The following is a 20,117-nucleotide window of genomic DNA, read 5'->3' on the forward strand; positions in this document are numbered from 1 at the left end:
GCCCCTCGCCCGACCACCGCCCCTGATGGAGGCGCTTCGCGCCGCAGTGCGGTTCCGATCGAGGCGCTTCGCGCCACTAGATTGTCCCGCGTGGGACGATTGGTAGTCATCGAAGGTCTGGACGGCTCGGGCAAGCGCACACTCACCGAGGCCCTCACGAAGGCCCTGCACAACCTGGGCAAGAGCGTCGCCACCCGCGCGTTCCCGCGTTACGGCGAGAGCGTGCACGCCGACCTGGTCCGCGAAGCACTCCACGGCGGTCACGGTGACCTCGCCGCCTCCGTCCACGGCATGGCCGTGCTGTACGCGCTCGACCGCCGCGGCGCGGCCGACGCCATCGTCGACGACCTGAAACTCCACGACATCGTCCTGCTCGACCGGTATGTCGCTTCCAACGCCGCGTACGGCGCGGCCCGGCTCCATCAGGACGCGCGTGGCGAGTTCGTCGAATGGGTGCGCGAACTGGAGGTCACCCGATTCGGCCTCCCCCTACCGGACACCCAGATCTTGCTCCGGGTGCGCCCCGAGGTGGCCGCGGAACGGGCCGCCCGGCGGGCACAGTCCGAAGTGGACCGTGCCAAGGACGCCTTCGAATCCGACGACGACCTGCAGATCCGGTGCGCCCGGGTCTACGACCAGCTGGCCGCGGATGGCTGGCTGTCGCCATGGCAGGTGGTCGACGGGACAGCCGGTTTCGACGCCGCCGAGCTGGCCGCCGGACTCGTCCATCCGGGCTAAGCTGGCAAGATCTTCTCGTCGGATACCGGGTCGGGGGTCACGAACGGTGTCCGTAGTGCGAATATGTGGTCATGAAGGCACGTGTCCTGGTGGTCGACGATGACCCTGCACTCGCAGAGATGCTCACCATCGTGCTCCGAGGCGAGGGCTTCGACACCGCCGTCGTTGCCGACGGCTCCCGTGCGTTGCCCGCGCTCAGAGAACTCAAACCGGATCTGGTCCTGCTGGACCTGATGCTGCCCGGGATGAACGGTATCGACGTGTGCAAGGCGATCCGCGCGGAGTCCGGGGTGCCCATCGTGATGCTCACCGCCAAGAGCGACACGGTCGACATCGTGCTCGGGCTCGAGTCGGGTGCGGACGACTATGTGGTGAAACCGTTCAAACCGAAGGAGCTCGTCGCCCGTGTCCGTGCGCGCCTGCGCCGGATCGAGGGCGAGCCCGCCGAGTCGCTGACCATCGGCGACCTGGCTATCGACGTCCCCGGCCACGAGGTCACCCGCGAGGGCAAGGCCATCCCGCTGACCCCGCTCGAGTTCGACCTGCTGGTGGCGCTGGCCCGCAAACCACGCCAGGTGTTCACCCGCGAAGTGCTGCTCGAACAGGTCTGGGGCTACCGGCATGCCGCCGACACCAGGCTGGTCAACGTGCACGTCCAGCGCCTGCGGTCGAAGGTCGAGAAGGACCCCGAGCATCCCGAGGTGGTGCTGACAGTCCGCGGCGTCGGCTACAAGGCGGGCCCCCCGTAGACCGAAAATGAAGCAGAAGCTCCTCGCCTTCGTCTTCCGGGTGCTGCGGCTCGTCCGCCGCGTCGGCGCTTACGGCCGCGGACATCTCATGGTGTTCGCCGCGCTGTGGCGGCGGTCCGTGCAGTTCCGGGTCACCGTCTCGACACTGGCGCTGTCCTCGGCGGTGGTCTTCGTGCTGGGCATGGTCCTGCAGAACCAGATCATCACGCGGCTCATGGACACCAAGCGCCAGGCCGCGGTCGCGCAGACGCTGCAGGTCGTCGCCACCGCGGAGGGCGAGCTGGTGGGGTTGAGCGATCAGGACGCGCTGCCGGACCGGCTGCAGAACGTGCTGAAGAAGATCACCAGCGCGTCCTCGGACGACCAGGGCTCCGGCACGTCCGCGGCGGGCGCGTTCGAGCCTGTGCTCACCGCCGGTGGCACCGGTTCGCCCGACTCGGCGGGACCGATCTGGAAGGTTCCGGAAGGGCTGGAGCGCTTCGCCGAGGCCAACCAGGTCGCCTACCAGACGCACACCGTGGAGGACGCCGGCACCCGCACCACGTACCTGGTCGTCGGCGCCCCGGTGGCCAGCACGGGGCGTCCCATCCAGCTGTACCTGTTGTTCCCGATGACGGCCGAGCAGAACACGGTCTCGACCGTGCAGAACACGCTGCTCGTGGGCGGTCTTGTCCTGCTGATGCTGCTCGCGGGCATCAGCAACATCGTGACCCGGCAGGTGGTGCGGCCGGTCCGCTCGGCCGCGGCGGCGGCGGCGCGGTTCGCCGGTGGCGAACTCGACGAGCGGCTACCGGTGGCCGGCGAAGACGACCTGTCGCGGCTCGCGGTGTCGTACAACGAAATGGCGGCCAGTATCCAGCGCCAGATCCGCCAGCTGGAGGAGTTCGGCACCCTGCAACGCCGGTTCACCTCCGACGTCTCGCACGAGCTGCGCACCCCGCTGACCACGGTCCGGATGGCGGCCGACGTGCTGCACGCGTCCCGCGAGCAGTTCCCCGCTGGGCTCGCGCGCTCCACCGAGCTGCTGGTGGACGAGCTCGACCGGTTCGAGGCGCTGCTCGGTGACCTGCTGGAGATCAGCAGGCTGGACGCGGGGGTCGAGGAGCTGGCGGCCGAGCTGATCGACATCCGGCCCATCGCGCAGCGTGCCGTCGAGCAGGTGCGGGTGATCGCCGGCAACGCGGGCAGTCCCGTGGAGCTGGAGCTGCCGGAGGAGGAGGTCGCCGCCGAAATCGACGCTCGCCGTGTCGAGCGGATCCTGCGTAACCTGCTGGCCAACGCGGTCGACCACAGCGAGGGCCGGCCGGTGCGGCTGACTGTGGGCGCGAACGAGCACGCGGTGGCGATCACGGTGCGCGACTACGGGGTGGGGCTCCGGCCCGGCGAGGCCGACCTGGTGTTCAACCGGTTCTGGCGCGCCGACCCGTCCCGCAACCGCCGCACCGGCGGCACCGGGCTGGGGCTCGCGATCAGTCATGAGGACGCCCGGTTGCACGGCGGTCAGCTCGAAGCATGGGGGGCGCCCGGGGCGGGTGCCTGTTTCCGGCTGACGCTGCCGCGACGGCAGGGTGAGCCGTTCGAGGAGTACCCGTTGCCGCTGATGCCACCGGACGGCGCGGCGGTCAACGGCCAAGCGAGCGTCGGTTCGGGCGCCGACTACAGCATCGTCGTGGCCGACCTGCCCAAGGAGGACGTTCGATGAGGCGGGCCAGGCTCCTCGCCGTGCTGGCGGGTGCGGTGCTGCTGGGCGGTTGTGCGACCGTGCCCGAGGATTCGCAGCCGGTGGCGGTGCAGCAGCAGGAGCTGGGCCAGATCGCCAACCCTGACGTGCAGCAGCCGCCGCGGGACATCGACCCGCTGACGGTGGCGCGCGATTTCGTCGAGGCGAGCGCGCAGCCGGTGAGCAACAACGCCGCCGCGCGGACGTACCTCGACGACGGCGCGGCCAAGGCGTGGCAGCCCGGCAAGGTCATGAACGTCATCGACGACCAGTTCAACACCGTGTACGCGGCGGGCACTGCGCTGCCGGTGAACCCGATGGAAGTGGTCGTCCTCGTTCGGGCCACCACGATCGGCACGCTCGGGGCGGACAGTTCGTTCATCCCGTCGCGGACCCCGTACGAGCTGCGGCTGCTGGTGCGCAAGCAGCCCGACGGGCAGTGGCGGGTGACGAACCCGCCGGCGAACATCGTGATGCCCTACAGCGCGTTCACGGCGAACTACGTGCGGGTGCCGGTGTATTTCTTCGCGCAGGACTCGAACACGATCGTGCCCGATCTCCGTTATGTGGCAGGGAAACCGCAGCTGGGGCTGGCCGGCCGCGTGGTGTCGCTGCTGCTGTCGGGACCGTCGGATCAGCTGGTCGGCGCGGTCCGCAGCCCGTTGCCGGAGGACGCCGGTATCGAGGGCAACGTGACCCCCACGCCGGACGGGGCGCTGATGGTGCCGCTGACCGGAGTCGCGGATCAGACGCCGGAGGTCAAGAAGCTCATCGCGGCGCAGATCGTGTTGTCATTGCAGGCCGTGACGACCAACCGGGTGCGGCTGTTGTCGGACGGGAACGCGCTGGTCGACGGGCATGAGGATTGGTTGCCGAGCGATGTTCCGTCCTACACGGCGCTGGCCTCACCGGGCGCGGACCAGCCGGGGCTGATGGTGGTGAACGGCCGGGTCCGCTCGCTCGCCGACGCGTCCGCGGTCCAGGGGCCGGCAGGGCAGGGCGCCTATCAGGTGGTGAGCGCCGCGCAGTCGATCGACGGCAGGCAGCTGGCGATCGTGGAGCTCGCGGAGGGGCGGCAGCAGCTGCGGATCGGTGCGTTCGGGGCGGCGGCGCAGCCGGTGAACCTGTTCGGGGGCACGCTGACGAGGCCGACGTGGCGCCCGACCGCGACGGCCGACGGGACAGCCGGTGAGGTGTGGACCGTCGTGGACGGTTCGTCGGTGGTGCGGGTGCTGCGGACGTCCGACGGCGGGTGGACCGGGCAGGCGGTGAACGCTGAGGAAGTGCTGACTGTCGGGCAGATCAGCGTGCTGCGCCTGTCGCGGGACGGGGCCAGGGCCGCGATGGTGGTCAACGGGCAGTTGCTGGTGGCGTCCGTGGTGCGCACGCAGGATTCGGTCACGTTGCGGAGCCCGAGGATCCTGCAGACAGGCACGCTGACCGGAGTCGTCGACGTGGACTGGCTGAGTCAGGACAGCCTGGTCGCGGCCACGACGATGCCGTCGCAGCCGGTGGTGAAGGTGCCGATCGACGGCCTGCGGATGGACACTTTCAACAGCTCGAACCTGACACCCCCGGTGTACGCCATCACCGCCGCCCCGGGCCGCCCCATCGTCGTCGCCGACGCCGGCGGCCTCTGGACGGCGTCGGACGTCGGTGAGGTGTGGCGCCCGCACCCGCATTCGCTGGGCTCGCGAGTGTCTCCCTTCTATCCGGGCTGATCCCGCTGTCGCGGGCGCGGCGTGAGGTACCGGTGATTCTCGGGTAGCTCCCTTCTGTCTGGGTTGCTGACGTTGCCGGCCGGCCTCGGCTCCAGGTGGCTGCTGCGCGCCCCCGTTCCTCAAGCCGCGGTCAGCGCCAGGACGACGGCGACCGGGAAACCGGCGGTGGTGAGGACGCGGGTGCAGGCGGCGGCGGTCGCACCGGTGGTGATCACGTCGTCGAGCAGGATCACCGGGGTGCCTGGCGGTGGCAGGCCGCGCGGGTCCAGGCGCAGGTGCTCGGCGAGGTTCGCCGCGCGCTGGTCTCGGCTGAGGCCCACCGCGTCGCGGGCGCCCGCGGTGAGTCGCAGTGCGGGGGCGACCGCGGCGGCTTGACCGGCGTCGGCCAGGGTTGCCGCGCACGCGCGAGCCAGCCGTCGCAGGTGCGGGCCGCCGCGTACCCGTGATGCCACCCGCCGCGACGGGGCCGGCACGAGCCACCACACGCCGTCGGTAGCCGGACGTGCTTCCGGCAGGTGTGGCAGGGCCGCCGCGAGCGCACCGCCCAGCGGCCCGGCGAGATCCCGCCTGCCGCGTTCCTTGTAGTGCAGCACCAGGCGCCGCGCCGTGTCCTCGTACCGGGCGAGCGCGTAGACCGCCGCGGCGCCTCTCGCCGCGCCGCTCGCCACCTCGCCGTTGGGGCTGCGCGCCGCGTCGCCGGTTGGGCCGTGTGCGTCACCGCCGGTTGGGCCGCCCGCCGCACCGCCCGTCGGACCGCGGGCCACACCGCTTGTCGGGCCGCGCGCCACGTCGCTAGTCGGCCCGCGCGCCACCCAGCCAGTCGGGCCGCGCGTCACCGCGCCAGTCGGGCCGCGCGCCGCGCCGCTGATCAGAGCACGTGCCACGCGTTCCGGCTTCGCGAACAGCGCGACGCAGTCGGGGCAGCATGCGGCGCCGAGCGTTCCGCATCCCGCGCACGTCGCCGGCAACAACAGGTCGAGGATTCCCATGCGCCGCAGCCTGCCCGAACCCACTGACATTTTCCGGCTGCGGTGAGACTTTGTGATTCACTCACATGGGTGCGATGGGCGGGAACGTCCGTCCGGCCCTGTCCGTTGTCCAGCTATGAGGCCGTCCAGCGAAGAGCCGCCTCCGGCGCAAGCCTCCACCCGCGTGGGGCGCAGCGCCCAGCACGCCGTCACCATGCGCCTCGAACGCCTGGAACCCGTTGCGTGTCAAGGTGAAAAGCGCATCCTTGCGCTGCTCCGTTCGGGGGTTGAATCCCGTACCGGGCGCCTGCTCGCGGACGCACACCGTGATTTTTTCCCACTTGCTGGCATACCCCGGCTCGGGGGGTTTTGTGATGCGCGTTACCCCGCTAACGTGCACCGCTATAGCGATTCCGCGGCAGGGAGGTGAACAGCCGGTGACCCTGGTACCGACGGGAAGCTAAGAATCCCCTCCGAGGGAGGCGTCCGGCGTCGGTGCCCTGATCGAAGTCCGAAGAGCTCGTCATCCACTAGGAGCCAGGGAGGTCGTGTATGGACATCGTGGTTAAAGGTCGCAACGTGGAGGTGCCCGAGCACTACCGGGCGCATGTGAGCAGCAAGCTTGCGCGTCTGGAGCGCTACGACAAGAAGGTCTTCCGTTACGACGTGGAGCTCTTCCACGAGCCCAACCGCAGGCAGTCGAAGAACTGCCAGCGCGTGGAGATCACTGGCAAGGGCAAAGGTCCGGCGGTCCGCGCCGAAGCCTGTGCCGGCGACTTCTACGCCGCGCTCGACGCCGCGGTGAGCAAGCTCGAGAACCGGTTGCGCCGGATGGCCGACCGTCGTCGAGTCCACTACGGGCGCCGTTGCCCGGAATCGGTCGCGGAAGCGACTTCCGCCATGCCCGCCGCCGCGGCTGTTAACAGCCGCAGGCCCGCGAGCACAGCCGTACTCGAAGCGCCCGCGCCCGTCGAAGCCCGTGTTGACGGTACTGGGCTCGACGCTGCGCTCAATGACACGGCGCTCGACCTGCCCATGCAGCGCTGGGAAGAAGCGACCGAACACCAACCCGGCCGCGTCGTACGCGAGAAGCACCATTCCGCCGAACCCATGACCGTCGACCAGGCCCTCTACCAGATGGAGCTCGTCGGCCACGACTTCTACCTCTTCAATGACGCGGACGCCGGCACCCCGAGCGTCGTGTACCGGAGGAAGGGCTTCGATTACGGCGTGATCCGCCTCGGCGGCTGACCCACACGCCTTCGCAACGGCCCGCACGTGACGCCGCGTGCGGGCCGTTCTGCTGCCCCCCGCTACCTAAGTAGCGGCATGTGTGCACGTCGGGGCAGACCTTCCCTACGATGGAGGCGGCGTACCCCTCCGCCCCGGAACACGCCTGGGCGCATTTCCAAGACAGCTAGTGAGGTCGACCGGATGGTTCTCAACCGCCTGCTGCGCGCGGGCGAGGGCAAGATGCTCAAGCGGCTGCGCAACATCGCCGACCACATCAACACCCTCGAAGACGACGTGAAGGACCTCACCGACGCCGAGCTGCGTGCGAAGACCGATGAGTTCCGCAAACGTCACGAGGACGGCGAGTCGCTCGACGAGCTGCTCCCGGAGGCGTTCGCCGTCGCGCGCGAGGCCGCCTGGCGCGTGCTGGGGCAGCGGCACTTCGACGTCCAGCTGATGGGCGGCGCCGCGCTGCACCTCGGGCAGGTCGCCGAGATGAAGACCGGTGAAGGCAAGACGCTGACCTCCGTGCTGCCGGCGTATCTCAACGCCATCTCCGGCAAGGGCGTGCACCTCGTCACGACGAACGATTACCTCGCGAAACGTGACGCCGAGTGGATGGGCCGTGTGCACCGCTTCCTCGGCCTGAGCGTGGGCGCGATCCTCTCCGAACTCCAGCCGAACCAGCGCCGCGAGGCCTACCAAGCCGACATCACCTACGGCACGAACAACGAGTTCGGCTTCGACTACCTGCGTGACAACATGGCGTGGACGCTCGACGACTGCGTGCAGCGCGGGCACAACTTCGCGATCGTGGACGAGGTCGACTCGATCCTCATCGACGAGGCGCGGACGCCGCTGATCATCTCCGGTCCCGCCGAACAGTCGGCCCGCTGGTATGTCGAGTTCGCGCGCATGTCGCCGCTGATGAAGAAGGACGTGCACTACGAGGTCGACGAGCGCAAGCGCACCGTCGGTGTCTCCGAGAAGGGTGTCGCGTTGGTCGAGGACCAGCTGGGCATCGACAACCTGTACGAGGCCGCGAACACGCCGCTGGTGGGCTACCTGAACAACGCGCTCAAGGCGAAGGAGCTCTACAAGCGCGACAAGGACTACATCGTCCGCGACGGCGAAGTGGTCATCGTCGACGAGTTCACCGGGCGCATCCTGCACGGCCGCCGCTACAACGAGGGCATGCACCAGGCGATCGAGGCCAAGGAAGGCGTCGAGATCAAGGCCGAGAACCAGACGCTCGCCACGATCACGCTGCAGAACTACTTCCGGCTCTACGACAAGCTCGCCGGTATGACCGGTACCGCCGAGACCGAGGCGGCCGAGTTCCACCAGACCTACAAGCTGGGTGTGGTGCCGATCCCGACGAACCGGCCGATGGTCCGCAAGGACGAGACGGACCTGATCTACAAGACCGAGCCCGCGAAGTACGAGGCACTCGCCGACGACATCTCCGAGCGGCACGAGGCCGGTCAGCCGGTGCTGGTCGGCACGACGAGCGTGGAGAAGTCCGAGTACCTGTCGAAGCTGCTGCTCAAGCGCGGGGTACCGCATGAGGTGCTGAACGCGAAATACCACGACCGGGAAGCGCTGATCGTCGCGCGTGCCGGGCGCAAGGGGCAGGTCACGGTGGCCACCAACATGGCGGGCCGTGGTACCGACGTCGTGCTCGGCGGCAACCCGGACATCATCGCGGACGAGCGGCTGCGTGAACGCGGTCTGGACCCGGTGGAGCACTCCGAGGCGTACGAGACGGCGTGGCCGAAGGTGCTGGAAGAGGTCAAGGCCGAGGTCAAGGCCGAGGCCGAGGAGGTCCGTGGGGCCGGCGGTCTCTACGTCCTGGGCACCGAACGCCACGAGTCGCGCCGGATCGACAACCAGCTGCGTGGTCGTTCCGGCCGCCAGGGCGACCCTGGCGAGTCGCGGTTCTACCTGTCGCTGGGTGACGAGCTGATGCGCCGGTTCAACGCGACGATGGTGGAGCGCGTCATGACCACCATGCGCCTGCCGGACGACCAGCCGATCGACCACAAGATGGTCTCGCGCGCGATCAAGAGCGCGCAGACGCAGGTCGAGCAGCAGAACATGGAGATCCGCAAGAACGTCCTCAAGTACGACGAGGTCATGAACGAGCAGCGCAAGGTGATCTACGCCGAGCGCCGCCGGGTGCTGGAGGGCGAGGACCTCTCCGAGCAGATGCGGCACATGCTCAGTGACGTGGTGACCGCCTACGTCGAGGGCGCGACCGCAGACGGCTACGCCGAGGACTGGGACCACGAGAAGCTGTGGACCGCGTTGAAGCAGCTGTACCCGGTGTCGGTGACCTGGGACGAGCTGGCCGACGAGGATGAGGACCTCAGCGCCGAGTACCTGCTCGAGCGGCTGCTCCAGGACGCGCACGACGCTTACGACAGGCGTGAGGCCGACATCGACGCGCGAATCGGCGAAGGCGCGATGCGGCAACTGGAGCGGCAGGTGCTGCTGTCGGTGCTGGACCGCAAGTGGCGTGAGCACCTCTACGAGATGGACTACCTCAAGGAGGGCATCGGGCTGCGTGCGATGGCGCAGCGTGATCCGCTGATCGAGTACCAGCGCGAAGGCTTCGACATGTTCGGCGCGATGCTCGACTCGTTGAAGGAGGAAGCGGTCGGCTTCCTGTTCAACCTGCAGGTCGAGCAGGCCGAGCAGCAGGACACGGTGCAGCCCGCGGCGGCCGCGGCCGTGCCGGCGGCCGGGCGGGCCCCGGTGGCGGGCAGGCACGCGCAGCCGACCCCGCCGCAGCCGCCCGTGGAGCCGGCCCCTGAGCCGGTGCCGGCCGCTTTGCGCGGCAAGGGTCTCGGCCAGGGTGACGGTCAGGGCGGGCTGACCTACTCGGGCCCGGGCGAGCAGGGCGGTGTGCAGCGCAGTGGCACGGCCGCGAAGCAAGCCCGTGGTGCGGCTCAAGGCGGTACTCGTCGTGAGCGCCGGGCCGCCGCGCGTGCGGACGCGAAGCGTGGCAAGAAGGGCGGCAACTGAGCCGTTGGTGACGGGGCCCGCCGCGGTGCGGCGGGCCCTTTTCGTCAGCGCCGGCCGGGCGGGATGATCACGTCGAACACCGTGCATCGCCAGGTGCCGTCGGTCAGGTCGAAGCGGGCAGTCACGGCGTAGGCGCGTGCCGGAGTCGAGGCGGTGGCCGAAACTTCGTACGACGAAGGCGGGACAACGCACCCTCGCAGGCTTTTCAGCGTCAACCGCGCATCGAGCGGCGCCTGCATGCCCAGCTGCGTGACTAGTTGCGCACCGGCCCAGCCGCGCACCGCGCTCGCCGGCTGCTGCCCGGTCCGGACCTCCAGCAGCGCTTTCAGCACCGATCTGACATGCGCCAGCGGCAGCGGAGGGCGGCCGGACGGGCTCAGCCGCGGGTGCGGCAGGCGCGTCGGCACCAGGTCGAGTGACCCGGGCAGGAAATCGTGCAGGTCGTGCAAAGGCTCGTAGTCGTACAGCGGTTTCAGTAGCCGCAATGCTTCCCCCAGGATGTATGGATCGTGCGCCCTATAAGAGGGCGATACCTGGGTGATTCGGTCAAACTGCCCCCGAACCGGTGACGACTATGGTCAGCTGCCCCGCCTGACCAGGTCGAAGCACAGCACCGCGGCGGCGGCCGACACGTTCAGCGACTCGACATCCCCGGGCATCGGAATCGACAACCACCCGGTCAGCAGCTCCGCGACCTCCTCGGAGACCCCCGCCGTCTCGCCGCCGAACACGAAAGCCGCGCGCTCCGGAAGTTCCGCCTCGAACAGGGCCTCACCACCCGACGCACTCAGCCCGTAGAGCCGGTACCCCGCGTCGGACAGCATCCCCGCGGCCTCCGCCGCCGTCGCGCATCGCAGCACCGGCGCGCGAAACGCGACCCCGGCGGAAGCCTTGACCACCAACGGATCCAGCGCCGCGACCCCTCGTCGCGGCACGACGACGCCGCCGATCCCGGCCGCCGTCGCGGTGCGCAGGATCATGCCGACGTTCGCGGGCGTGGTGATCCCGTCGAGCAGAAGCACGCGGGTGGGCAGCGGTGCCTTCGACAGCGCGGCCGACAGCGGGCGCATCCGCGGCGCGACGACATCGGCGAGTACACCTTGTTCCTGTTTTCCGTTACCCGCCAACACTTTCACCCGGTGCGCGCTCGCTCGACGCACCTGCACGCCTGCCTTGCGTGCCGCCTGCTCGATCTCCGGGGCCCGCGCGGTGTCGGCCAGGATCACCTTGTCGACTCGCAGCGCCGGATCGCCGAGCGCTTCGAGTACCGGCTTGCGCCCGTAGACGGTGAGAAAGCGGTCCTTCGGGGATACCTGGGTTTCCTGCACTGGACCAGTACACCAGTATGTCAAGATCGGGCCATGCCCGATCGGCTGTCCGCGCTCGACGCGTCGTTTCTCTACCTGGAGGACTCGGCGACCCCGATGCATGTGGGCGGAGTCGCGGTGTTTGAGCGGCCCCGTGACGGGTTCGCCTACGAGCAGCTCCTGTGCCTGATCAGCCAGCGGCTGGGCTACCTGCCTCGCTACCGTCAGCGGGTGCTGCCCGTGCCAGGGCATCTCGCCCGCCCGGTGTGGGTGGACGATCCCGATTTCGACCTGAACTATCACGTGCGCCGCGCGGCCCTGCCCTCGCCCGGTAGCGACGAGCAGCTGTTCGACCTCGTCGCGCAGCTGATGGCACGGCCGATGGATCACGAGCGTCCGCTGTGGGAGGCGTACTTCGTCGAAGCCCTCGCCGGTAACCGCGTCGCGTTGATCACCAAGACGCATCAGGCCGTCGTCGACGGGATCGGCACCGTCGAGCTGGGCCAGCTGATTCTGGACACCACACCGAGGCCGTGTGAGCCGTACGAGGACACTTGGGTACCCCGCCGCTTGCCGTCAACCCCGCGCCTGGTGCTCGACGCGGTGAGTGAGACGGTGCGGCGGCCGGGCGAGCTGGTGGAGAATATCCGTGTGCTGGCCGGGGACGCCGCCGCCACCGCGGACAAGCTTGCCGACGCCGTCGGCGGGGTCGCGTCGGCCCTGCGCACACTGATCCGGCCTGCCCCGGCCGGACCGCTGAACCGGCATGTCAGCGGTGGTCGCGTGTTCGCCGTCGTGCGGACCCGGCTGGACGATTTCCGCAAGATCCGGGCCGAGTTCGGCGGTACGGTCAACGACCTCGTCCTCACCGTGCTCACCGGCGCGTTGCGGGAGTGGCTCCTCTCGCGCGGGGAAAGCCTCGATGCGGGCTCGACGTTGCGGGCGCTGGTGCCGATGGCGGTGCTCGAGCCGGACGCCGTCGAGTTCTCCACCGCCGGCCTCGTCAACAACCGGGTCGAGGCGCATCTGGTGGACCTGCCGGTCGGGGAGCCGAACGCGGTGCTGCGGCTGCGCCACGTCAGCCATGCCATGCGCGTCTACACCGACTCCAGCCGTTCGGTCGCGGCGCGTGCCATGCTGAGAGTGGGCGGGTTCGCGCCGGCGACGATGCATTCGCTGGCGGCGCGGGCCGCCGGGTCCTTCTCCGGCCGGATCTTCAACCTGGTGATCACCAACTCACCGGGCCCGCAGCAGCCGCTGTTCGCGGGGATGGCGAGGCTGACCGAGATGTACCCGGTGATCCCGCTGGCGCGCAACCAGGCGCTGGCCATCGGGGTCACGTCCTACCACGGGAATGTCTACTTCGGACTGAACGGAGACCGCAAAGCCGTTTCCGATGTGGGGAACCTGGCCGCGATGGTCGAGGATGCGCTGGACGAACTGAAGGGGACGCACTGGTGAGGGTCTATCTGCCCGCAACGATCGGGATGCTGCGCAAGCTCGTGTCCGAGGGCAAGCTGCAGCCGCTGGGCGGCACCGGGTTCGCGCTCACCCCGGCGTTGCGCGAGTCCTACGTCAGCGGTGACACCGAGGAGCTCGAGTACGCCGCACTGCTCGACGCGGCGCGCGCTTCGCTGCGGCTGATCGGGGACGACGAAGGGGAGCCGCCGCGCCGTGTGGTGCTCTCGGTGGATGTCGACAACGTGACCGTCCGGTCCGATCTGGACGCTGCGGTCGTGAAGCTGCCGGGGCCGATCGTGCTCGACGAGGTCGCGGCGGTGCACGTGGACACGGGTGAGGCGGAGGAGGCCGTCCGCGCGGCGGCCGCCATCATCGACGCCGCGGACCTCGGCGACCTGGACGCCGAATTCACCCTGGGCGAAGCCGAAGACCACGAACTCGCCTGGTACGCGCCGCAGGAGTTGCCGTTCCTCTTGGAGCTGTTATGAGGAGCTGTAGGGCCTGCGAACCGGTGCAGGTTGCGGAAACCTGACGCGGCCCCTGGCTCCGGGATCGCCTCCCCATGTGCTGTCCTCTGGGTCACCTGGCGTCGGAGCAGGCTGTCAGACAAGGAGGAAAACCATGGACGCCGTCACGAAGGTGCCTGCTCCGCGCAACGAGCCGGTCCTGACGTATGCCCCCGGAACCGCCGAACGTCAGTCGCTGCAACGGCGGCTGGCTGAGCTGGCGGCCGAGAAGCAGGAGTTGCCGCAGACGATCGGTGGGCGGCGCAGGCTCGGCGGGGGAGACGCGTTCGACGTCGTCGAGCCACATGACCACGGGCATGTGCTCGGGGTCGCCGCACAGGCGACGCCGGAGGATGTGGCCGACGCGGTCGAGGCCGCGAAGGCCGCGGCGCCGGTGTGGCGGGACCTGCCGTTCGACGAGCGGGCCGCGGTCTTCCTGCGTGCCGCGGACCTGATCGCCGGGAAGTACCGGGACACGCTCAACGCCGCGACCATGCTCGGGCAGTCGAAATCGGTGCAGCAGGCCGAAATCGACGCCGCTTGTGAGCTGATCGACTTCCTCCGGTTCAACGTGCACTACGCCCGCCGGATCCTGGCGGAGCAGCCGAACTCGGTGCCGGGCGCGTGGAACCGGATGGACTACCGGCCGCTGGACGGGTTCGTCGTCGCGATCACCCCGTTCAACTTCACCGCGATCGCGGGCAATTTGCCGACCGCCCCCGCGATCATGGGCAACACCGTGGTGTGGAAGCCGACCCCGACCCAGCAGTTGGCCGCGCATTTCACGATGCTGGCGTTGGAGGAGGCCGGCTTGCCGCCGGGCGTGCTCAACCTGGTGACCGGCGACGGGCGTGCGGTGAGCGAGGTCGCGCTGGCCGATCCGGGATTCGCGGGGTTGCACTTCACCGGTTCCACCGCGACGTTCAAGCTGCTGTGGCGGCGGATCGCGGAAAACCTCGACGTGTACCGGAGTTACCCGCGGATCGTCGGCGAGACCGGCGGCAAGGACTTCGTCGTCGCGCATTCCTCGGCACGCAAGGAAAAGCTGCTCGCCGCGCTCGTGCGTGGTGCTTTCGAATACCAGGGACAGAAATGCTCGGCGGCATCCCGCGCGTACGTGCCACGGTCCATCTGGGACGGTGGCCTGCGCGACGAGCTGGCCGATCTGACGCGCACCGTGAAATACGGTGACGTCAAGGACTTCTCGCTCTTCGGCGGTGCGGTCATCGACGCGCGCGCCTTCGCCAAGCACCGGAAGCTACTGTCCAGTGTGGACAGTGATCCGGCGTTGGAGACCCTCGTCGGCGGGCATTGTGACGACTCGGTCGGTTATTTCGTCGAACCCACCGTGCTGGTCTCGCAGGACCCCGGCCACGAGCTGTTCTCGACCGAGTACTTCGGACCGGTCCTCGCCGTGCACGTCTACCAGGACGCCGAGTACGAGCGGATCCTGGAGCAGGCCGACGGCATCGCGCCCTACGCGCTGACCGGTGCGATCTTCGCCGACGACCGGGCCGCGATCACCCAGGCGCACAAGGCATTGCGGTTCACCGCGGGCAACTTCTACATCAACGACAAGCCGACCGGCTCGGTCGTGGGCCAGCAACCGTTCGGTGGTTCGCGGGCCTCGGGCACCAACGACAAGGCGGGCTCGATGTTCAACCTGCAGCGCTGGACCAGCCCACGGTCGATCAAGGAGACCTTCGACGCGCCAACCGACGTCGGCTACCCGCATATGGGGTAGCCGACGCGGGCGTCAGTTGCTGGGCAGCTTCAGTTCGCCAACCTGGTTGGCGGGCGGCGCCTGCACATCGACAGGTGTACCCCAGTCGCTGTACTTCATGGTGATCTTCATGTCCTGCGCGGTGGCGGGTGCGCCCGCGGCCTTCATCAGCGCGCTCATGTCCTCGGTGATCTGTACCGGTAGCTTGTCGCTACCCAGCCACAGTTCGACCGGGATGGTCTTCACCTTCGCGGCGATCTCGTTCAGCTGGGCCTCGGGCAGGCCCGTGTTCTTGAACTTGTCGAAGCCCTTGGCGAAGTCGACGTCGATCCAGTAGTGGGTCACCGGCTGGCCATCGAGTGTCTCGTGGGCGCTGCGGGTGATCGTTCCGGCTTGCTGGATCTGCTGGAGAGCCTGGCTGGGGTCGTTCTGCTGAGCCTGCTGGGCACCGATCTGTTTGGCGACGGCGCTGTCGGCGGGCACCTTCCCCCATGGCTTGCCGGAGGTCATCCGCGCCCGGTACTGCTCGGGCAGCTGCACGTACAGTGCACGGTCCACGTATCGCATCTCTTCGCGCACCGGACCGACCGTCATGGTCATGTCCATCACGGTGTCGGCGCCGTCGAACCTGGCCTGGCCCTGGGCCGTGACGGCCTGGCCGGCGAGCGATGATTCGGCCGTGAACTTCGCGGACTTGGCCTTCGCGGTCTGGTCCGTCGCCGCGCGGACGAGCTCCTGCGCGTTGCCGAAGACGTTCGAGTCGTTGGTGGTCGGGTCGTTCGTGGTCGAGCTGGATTCCGGGCGGGCTCCGCAACCGGCGAGCGTGAGTGCCACCGCGACCGCGGCGAACACCTGTCTTTTTCTCATGTTGCCCCAATCGTGTGAAGGGGCTCTCATGTTTCCAAACCCGCACGTGACGTAAGTAACCGCCGTAAAGATCGCAATCGGCGTGTTTCCTGCACCTCGTCGAGCATGCAGTCCGGATCTTCGGGCGGCCCGAGGTGACCGCAGCCCGGCGGGCATTCCTCGGCGGCTTCGGCGAATTCGGGGAACGCGGAGACGATGTCGTCCGCGGTGATATGGGCCAGTCCGAACGATCGCACGCCGGGGGTGTCGATCACCCAGCCGCCGTCGGGCAGCGGCAGCGCGACCGCGGCGACCGACGTGTGCCGTCCCTTGCCGACCGCACTGACCTCGCCCGTGGCCAGCGACGCGTCGGGTACCAGCCGGTTCACGAGTGTGGACTTGCCGACGCCGGAGTGGCCGACGAGCGCGGAAAGCCGGCCGCGCAGGGTGTCGGCCAGCGGCAGTGAATCCTCGTCGTGCCTCGTCACGATCGCGGGCACGTCAAGGTCGGCGTAGCGGTCGAGGAGTTCGTCCGGGCTTGCAAGGTCGGACTTCGTCAAGCACAGCACCGGTTGCAGCCCGCCCGCGAAGCACGCGACGAGGCACCGGTCGATGAACCCGGTGCGGGGCGGCGGATCCGCGAGCGCACTGACGATCAGGAGCTGCTCGGCGTTCGCCACGACGACCCGCTCGTACGGATCGGTGTCGTCCGCCGTGCGGCGCAGGACGCTGGCGCGCTCCTCGACCCGGACGATTCGGGCCAGCGTGTCGGGCTTGCCGCTGACGTCGCCGACGAGCCCCACCCGGTCTCCGACGACGACCGGCGTGCGGCCCAGTTCGCGGGCCCGCATCGCGGTCACCACCTGTGCCGGGTCACCGCCGACCGCGCAGGTCCAGCGACCCCGGTCGACGGCGATGACCATCGCCTCGACGGCGTCGGCGTGCTCGGGACGGCGTTTGCTGCGGGGGCGTGAACCGCGGCCGGGGCGCACCCTGACGTCGCTCTCGTCGAGCCTGTGCCAGTCCCTGCCAGCCAAGCCGGTCTCCCTTTTTCCCTGGACATGTCCGCACACGATGATCCCCGATGTGTGCCACGATGGTTGTCCGAGTATCTCCACGAAGGAGCTGGCGACATGTGCGGCCGCTATTCCTCGACCAAGAATCCCGCGGATCTGGTCAAGGAGTTCGACGCGCTGGACGAGACGGACGGGAAGGCGCGCGACGCCGACTACAACATCGCGCCCACGAAGAACGTGGTGACCGTCGTGCAACGGCATCCGCGTGACGACGAGGGCGAGGTGCTCGAGGAAGAGCCCGCCGTGCGGAGTCTGCGCGTGATGCGCTGGGGGCTGGTGCCGTTCTGGGCGAAGGACCCGTCGGTCGGCAACCGCATGATCAATACGCGGGCCGAGACCGCGACGGAGAAGCCGGCGTTCAAGAGGGCACTCGCCAAGCGGCGCTGCCTCGTGCCGGCCGACGGCTGGTACGAGTGGCGCAAGGCCGACGGCAAGAAGGAACCGTTCTTCATGACCGGCGATGAGCTGGCGTTCGCCGGGATCTGGGAAAGCTGGCGGGACCCGAAGAAGGACGACGCGGACCCCCTGATCACCTTCTCGATCATCACCACCGACGCGGTCGGCCGGCTCACCGATATCCATGACCGGATGCCGTTGCTGGTACCGAAGGAAAAGTGGGGCAACTGGCTCGACCCCGACCGGGCCGAGGTCGGCGAGCTGCTCACGCCGCCGTCAGGGCTCGTCGACACCCTCGAGCTGCGGCCGATCTCCGACCGCGTCAACAACGTCCGCAACAACGGCCCCGAGCTGGTGGAGCGTGTCGAAGTCGAGCAGGACCTCGACAACGCGCTGTTCGATTTGCCGAAATGACCACGATCGAGATCCCCACGCCGCATGGCCCCGCACGGGCCGAGCTGCACTGTGCCGAAGAAGGGCAGGCGGTGCTTCTGCTCGGGCACGGCGCCGGCGGTGGGATCGCGGCGAAGGACCTGGTCGCGGTGACGCGGGCGGCGCAGGCCGCCGGCGTGGACGTCGCGCTGGTCGAGCAGCCGTACCGGGTCGCGGGTCGTCGCGCCCCGGCGCCGGCGAAGCAGCTCGACGCGGCGTGGCTCGCGGTGGCGGACGAGCTCGGCGAACGGTTCGACGGGCTGCCTCAGGTGTTCGGGGGGCGCTCCTCGGGGGCTCGGGTCGCCTGCCGGACCGCGGCAGCCGGCCAGGCGGCTGCCGTGCTGTGCCTGGCTTTTCCCGAGCACCCGCCGGGCAAGCCGGAGAAATCGCGCCAGGCCGAACTGGACGCCGTCGAGGTACCGGCGCTCGTGGTGCAGGGCGAGCGTGACCCGTTCGGCCGCCCGAAACCGTCGGCGCATCACGAGGTCGTCGTCATCCCGGGGACACATGCGCTCGACAAGGATCTCGACGCGCTTTTCCGCGCCACTTCGGAATGGCTGACCCGGGTCCTGCGGCCCCTGCTCTAACCGCCGATCGCGGCGACGGTGGCGCTCGTGAGGCGGATCAGGTCAGCCGGTGCCAGCTCGATTTCGAGCCCTCGCCGGCCGCCCGAGCAGAAGACCGTGTCGAACGTCTCCGCTGAGGAATCGATCACCACCGGCAGGCGGCTGCGCTGGCCCAACGGCGAAATCCCGCCGAGGACGTATCCGGTGGCGCGCTGTGCGGCCGCGGCCTCGGCCATCTTCGCGCGCTTGCCGCCCGCCGCCGCGGCCAGCGCTTTCAGGTCGAGCTGACCGGTGACCGGCACGACGCCGACCGTGAGCTTCCCGTCCACGTCCGCGACCAGGGTTTTGAACACCTGCGACGGTGTGACCCCGAGTGCTTCGGCGGCCTCCAGCCCGTACGAATCGTGCTTCGGATCGTGTTCGTAGGTGTGCAGCGAGTGCGCGATCTTCTGTTTCGTCAGCACCGCTGTCGCCGGAGTTCCTTTGCCTGCCATGGTTTCCGTAGCCTATGTGGTCGCCACGGCTACCGGGAATGACGCCCGGCTGATGGTCGTTGACTGTTGTTGTGATGATGGTTGCCGACACCAAGGGCCGGGCGAGGGGCCACCGCCCCGACCCTGGTCAGCCCGCCGTACCCGGCCAGCCCAAGAGCCCCCGCGTATCCTCATCGTTGTCTTATGCGCACGGGGAAGGGAAAGGTTTGCCGAGCACACCGAACGACGCGACCTCCGCCGTCGACCAGGAGCAGGCGGACGAACGCGCGGCACGCTTCGAACGGGACGCGATGCCGTTGCTGGACCAGCTGTACTCCGCCGCGATGCGGATGACGCGTAACCCCGCGGACGCGGAGGACCTGGTCCAGGAGACGTACCTCAAGGCGTACGGCGCGTTCAACTCCTTCAAGGAGGGGACGAACCTGAAGGCCTGGATGTATCGCATCCTGACCAACACCTACATCAACGGTTACCGCAAGCGCCAGCGTCAGCCGGTGCAGCAGCCGACCGAGGAGATCACCGACTGGCAGATCGCCCAGGCGGAGAGCCACACCTCCAGCGGCCTGCGATCCGCCGAGGTCGAAGCGCTGGACCGGCTGCCGGACAGCGATGTCAAGCAGGCGTTGCAGCAGCTGCCCGAGGAGTTCCGGCTGGCGGTGTACCTTGCGGATGTCGAGGGATTCGCCTACAAGGAAATCGCCGAGATCATGGACACTCCGATCGGCACCGTGATGTCCCGGCTGCATCGCGGCCGCGCGCAGCTGCGGAACCTGCTCGCCGACGTCGCGCGTGACCGCGGTTTCGTCCGGCGCGCTGAGCAGGAGGTGGCGCAGTGAACCCGCAAGATCCAGAGTCCGGCAAGGACACGGTCCACTGCAAGGAGGCGCTCGCGGAGATCTACCTTCTGCTCGACCGCGAGTGCAGCCCGGAGCGGGACGCGGAGCTGCGGCGGCATATCGAGGACTGCCCGCCGTGCCTCGAGGCGTACGGCATCGACGTCGTGCTCAAAGAGCTGATCGCGCGCAAATGCGGCGGTGACCTGGCGCCGGCGCAGTTGAAACAGAAGCTGCGTGCGTCGATCCATCAGCGGGTGAACGTCAGTATCGAGCACACCGAAGTCCGGGCGGAAAACCGCGACTGACATCCGAAAGGCC

At 68.9% G+C, this 20,117-nt stretch carries 19 protein-coding genes; 13 read left to right on the forward strand and 6 right to left on the reverse strand.

Annotation, left to right across the window (positions count from 1 at the left end; translation table 11 throughout):
* Positions 1 to 90: 90 nt before the first annotated feature.
* The 4 genes from GKO32_RS31510 to GKO32_RS31525 all read left to right on the forward strand — a co-directional run bounded on the left by GKO32_RS31510 (position 91) and on the right by GKO32_RS31525 (position 4,928).
* Entirely contained in the window at positions 91 to 738 is a 648-nt protein-coding gene (locus tag GKO32_RS31510; RefSeq protein WP_312868884.1) for a dTMP kinase, read from the forward strand.
* Positions 739 to 809: 71 nt separating this feature from the next.
* Positions 810 to 1,487, forward strand: coding sequence for an MtrAB system response regulator MtrA (gene mtrA / locus GKO32_RS31515; protein WP_154760560.1), 678 nt, complete (start codon positions 810 to 812; stop codon positions 1,485 to 1,487).
* A gap of 7 nt (positions 1,488 to 1,494) precedes the next feature.
* Positions 1,495 to 3,189 (forward strand): MtrAB system histidine kinase MtrB, encoded by a 1,695-nt coding sequence (gene mtrB / locus GKO32_RS31520; protein ID WP_154760561.1) that lies wholly within the window; start codon positions 1,495 to 1,497, stop codon positions 3,187 to 3,189.
* Positions 3,186 to 4,928, forward strand: a complete 1,743-nt coding sequence (locus GKO32_RS31525; RefSeq protein ID WP_154760562.1) for an LpqB family beta-propeller domain-containing protein — start codon at positions 3,186 to 3,188, stop codon at positions 4,926 to 4,928. Before mtrB ends, GKO32_RS31525 begins: the two co-directional genes overlap by 4 nt.
* A 119-nt stretch (positions 4,929 to 5,047) precedes the next feature.
* On the opposite strand, the gene GKO32_RS31530 is transcribed toward GKO32_RS31525, so the two are convergent.
* A complete protein-coding gene (locus GKO32_RS31530; RefSeq protein ID WP_376766017.1) occupies positions 5,048 to 5,917 on the reverse strand; it encodes a ComF family protein in 870 nt (289 codons plus the stop codon).
* A 531-nt stretch (positions 5,918 to 6,448) separates the two neighbouring features.
* Between GKO32_RS31530 and hpf the strand changes: the two genes are divergently transcribed.
* On the forward strand, positions 6,449 to 7,147 hold the full coding sequence (gene hpf / locus GKO32_RS31535) for a ribosome hibernation-promoting factor, HPF/YfiA family (RefSeq protein WP_154760563.1): 699 nt from the start codon (positions 6,449 to 6,451) through the stop codon (positions 7,145 to 7,147).
* A 183-nt stretch (positions 7,148 to 7,330) separates the two neighbouring features.
* Positions 7,331 to 10,156, forward strand: a complete 2,826-nt coding sequence (secA, locus tag GKO32_RS31540) for a preprotein translocase subunit SecA (protein ID WP_154760564.1) — start codon at positions 7,331 to 7,333, stop codon at positions 10,154 to 10,156.
* A gap of 44 nt (positions 10,157 to 10,200) precedes the next feature.
* On the opposite strand, the gene GKO32_RS31545 is transcribed toward secA, so the two are convergent.
* Together GKO32_RS31545 and GKO32_RS31550 are read right to left on the reverse strand one after the other, a co-directional pair.
* Positions 10,201 to 10,641, reverse strand: a complete 441-nt coding sequence (locus GKO32_RS31545; protein ID WP_154760565.1) for an Rv3235 family protein — start codon at positions 10,639 to 10,641, stop codon at positions 10,201 to 10,203.
* A 93-nt stretch (positions 10,642 to 10,734) separates the two neighbouring features.
* Complete coding sequence (locus GKO32_RS31550; RefSeq protein WP_312868886.1) at positions 10,735 to 11,484, reverse strand: TrmH family RNA methyltransferase; 750 nt, start codon at positions 11,482 to 11,484, stop codon at positions 10,735 to 10,737.
* A gap of 33 nt (positions 11,485 to 11,517) precedes the next feature.
* Here GKO32_RS31550 and GKO32_RS31555 point away from each other — a divergent pair, with 33 nt between their 5' ends.
* From GKO32_RS31555 to pruA, 3 genes are all read left to right on the forward strand, one after another.
* Positions 11,518 to 12,924, forward strand: coding sequence for a WS/DGAT/MGAT family O-acyltransferase (locus GKO32_RS31555; protein ID WP_154760567.1), 1,407 nt, complete (start codon positions 11,518 to 11,520; stop codon positions 12,922 to 12,924).
* Positions 12,921 to 13,412 (forward strand): DUF6912 family protein, encoded by a 492-nt coding sequence (locus GKO32_RS31560; RefSeq protein WP_312868887.1) that lies wholly within the window; start codon positions 12,921 to 12,923, stop codon positions 13,410 to 13,412. The genes GKO32_RS31555 and GKO32_RS31560 overlap by 4 nt, the downstream gene beginning before the upstream one ends.
* A gap of 133 nt (positions 13,413 to 13,545) precedes the next feature.
* Positions 13,546 to 15,174 (forward strand): L-glutamate gamma-semialdehyde dehydrogenase, encoded by a 1,629-nt coding sequence (gene pruA, locus GKO32_RS31565; protein ID WP_154760568.1) that lies wholly within the window; start codon positions 13,546 to 13,548, stop codon positions 15,172 to 15,174.
* A gap of 12 nt (positions 15,175 to 15,186) precedes the next feature.
* Here pruA and GKO32_RS31570 read toward each other — a convergent pair whose 3' ends face one another.
* Together GKO32_RS31570 and rsgA are read right to left on the reverse strand one after the other, a co-directional pair.
* A complete protein-coding gene (locus GKO32_RS31570) occupies positions 15,187 to 16,020 on the reverse strand; it encodes an SCO4651 family lipoprotein (protein WP_208024606.1) in 834 nt (277 codons plus the stop codon).
* 26 nt (positions 16,021 to 16,046) lie between these two features.
* Positions 16,047 to 17,036 carry a ribosome small subunit-dependent GTPase A gene (rsgA, locus tag GKO32_RS31575; protein ID WP_154760570.1) on the reverse strand — a complete coding sequence of 330 codons (990 nt, stop codon included), beginning with the start codon at positions 17,034 to 17,036 and terminating at the stop codon, positions 16,047 to 16,049.
* Positions 17,037 to 17,132: 96 nt separating this feature from the next.
* Between rsgA and GKO32_RS31580 the strand changes: the two genes are divergently transcribed.
* Together GKO32_RS31580 and GKO32_RS31585 are read left to right on the forward strand one after the other, a co-directional pair.
* Positions 17,133 to 17,885 carry an SOS response-associated peptidase gene (locus tag GKO32_RS31580; RefSeq protein WP_154760571.1) on the forward strand — a complete coding sequence of 251 codons (753 nt, stop codon included), beginning with the start codon at positions 17,133 to 17,135 and terminating at the stop codon, positions 17,883 to 17,885.
* Positions 17,882 to 18,490: an alpha/beta hydrolase family protein gene (locus tag GKO32_RS31585; protein ID WP_154760572.1), complete on the forward strand. Its 609-nt coding sequence runs from the start codon at positions 17,882 to 17,884 to the stop codon at positions 18,488 to 18,490. The genes GKO32_RS31580 and GKO32_RS31585 overlap by 4 nt, the downstream gene beginning before the upstream one ends.
* Here the strand turns inward: GKO32_RS31585 and ybaK are convergent.
* Positions 18,487 to 18,963 carry a Cys-tRNA(Pro) deacylase gene (ybaK, locus tag GKO32_RS31590; RefSeq protein WP_154760573.1) on the reverse strand — a complete coding sequence of 159 codons (477 nt, stop codon included), beginning with the start codon at positions 18,961 to 18,963 and terminating at the stop codon, positions 18,487 to 18,489. The genes GKO32_RS31585 and ybaK overlap by 4 nt on opposite strands.
* A 206-nt stretch (positions 18,964 to 19,169) precedes the next feature.
* Between ybaK and GKO32_RS31595 the strand changes: the two genes are divergently transcribed.
* Both GKO32_RS31595 and rsrA read left to right on the forward strand, forming a co-directional pair.
* Positions 19,170 to 19,799 carry a sigma-70 family RNA polymerase sigma factor gene (locus GKO32_RS31595; protein WP_154760574.1) on the forward strand — a complete coding sequence of 210 codons (630 nt, stop codon included), beginning with the start codon at positions 19,170 to 19,172 and terminating at the stop codon, positions 19,797 to 19,799.
* The gene (gene rsrA, locus GKO32_RS31600; protein WP_312868888.1) at positions 19,796 to 20,104 is read left to right on the forward strand and encodes a mycothiol system anti-sigma-R factor; all 309 of its coding nucleotides are present in this window, start codon (positions 19,796 to 19,798) and stop codon (positions 20,102 to 20,104) included. The genes GKO32_RS31595 and rsrA overlap by 4 nt, the downstream gene beginning before the upstream one ends.
* Positions 20,105 to 20,117 lie beyond the last annotated feature (13 nt).

Origin of the sequence: Amycolatopsis pithecellobii (genome assembly GCF_009707865.1) — a bacterium.
Classification (GTDB): Bacteria; Actinomycetota; Actinomycetes; order Mycobacteriales; family Pseudonocardiaceae; genus Amycolatopsis_E; species Amycolatopsis_E pithecellobii.

Bases quoted from the DNA above. Each gene is read 5' to 3' on its own strand.
- secA (WP_154760564.1), top strand. From the start codon at position 7,331: ATGGTTCTCAACCGCCTGCTGCGCGCGGGCGAGGGCAAGATGCTCAAG.
- pruA (WP_154760568.1), top strand. From the start codon at position 13,546: ATGGACGCCGTCACGAAGGTGCCTGCTCCGCGCAACGAGCCGGTCCTG.
- GKO32_RS31580 (WP_154760571.1), top strand. From the start codon at position 17,133: ATGTGCGGCCGCTATTCCTCGACCAAGAATCCCGCGGATCTGGTCAAG.
- mtrB (WP_154760561.1), top strand. From the start codon at position 1,495: ATGAAGCAGAAGCTCCTCGCCTTCGTCTTCCGGGTGCTGCGGCTCGTC.
- hpf (WP_154760563.1), top strand. From the start codon at position 6,449: ATGGACATCGTGGTTAAAGGTCGCAACGTGGAGGTGCCCGAGCACTAC.
- GKO32_RS31585 (WP_154760572.1), top strand. From the start codon at position 17,882: ATGACCACGATCGAGATCCCCACGCCGCATGGCCCCGCACGGGCCGAG.
- GKO32_RS31555 (WP_154760567.1), top strand. From the start codon at position 11,518: ATGCCCGATCGGCTGTCCGCGCTCGACGCGTCGTTTCTCTACCTGGAG.
- mtrA (WP_154760560.1), top strand. From the start codon at position 810: ATGAAGGCACGTGTCCTGGTGGTCGACGATGACCCTGCACTCGCAGAG.
- GKO32_RS31530 (WP_376766017.1), bottom strand. From the start codon at position 5,917: ATGGGAATCCTCGACCTGTTGTTGCCGGCGACGTGCGCGGGATGCGGA.
- GKO32_RS31570 (WP_208024606.1), bottom strand. From the start codon at position 16,020: ATGAGAAAAAGACAGGTGTTCGCCGCGGTCGCGGTGGCACTCACGCTC.
- GKO32_RS31525 (WP_154760562.1), top strand. From the start codon at position 3,186: ATGAGGCGGGCCAGGCTCCTCGCCGTGCTGGCGGGTGCGGTGCTGCTG.
- ybaK (WP_154760573.1), bottom strand. From the start codon at position 18,963: ATGGCAGGCAAAGGAACTCCGGCGACAGCGGTGCTGACGAAACAGAAG.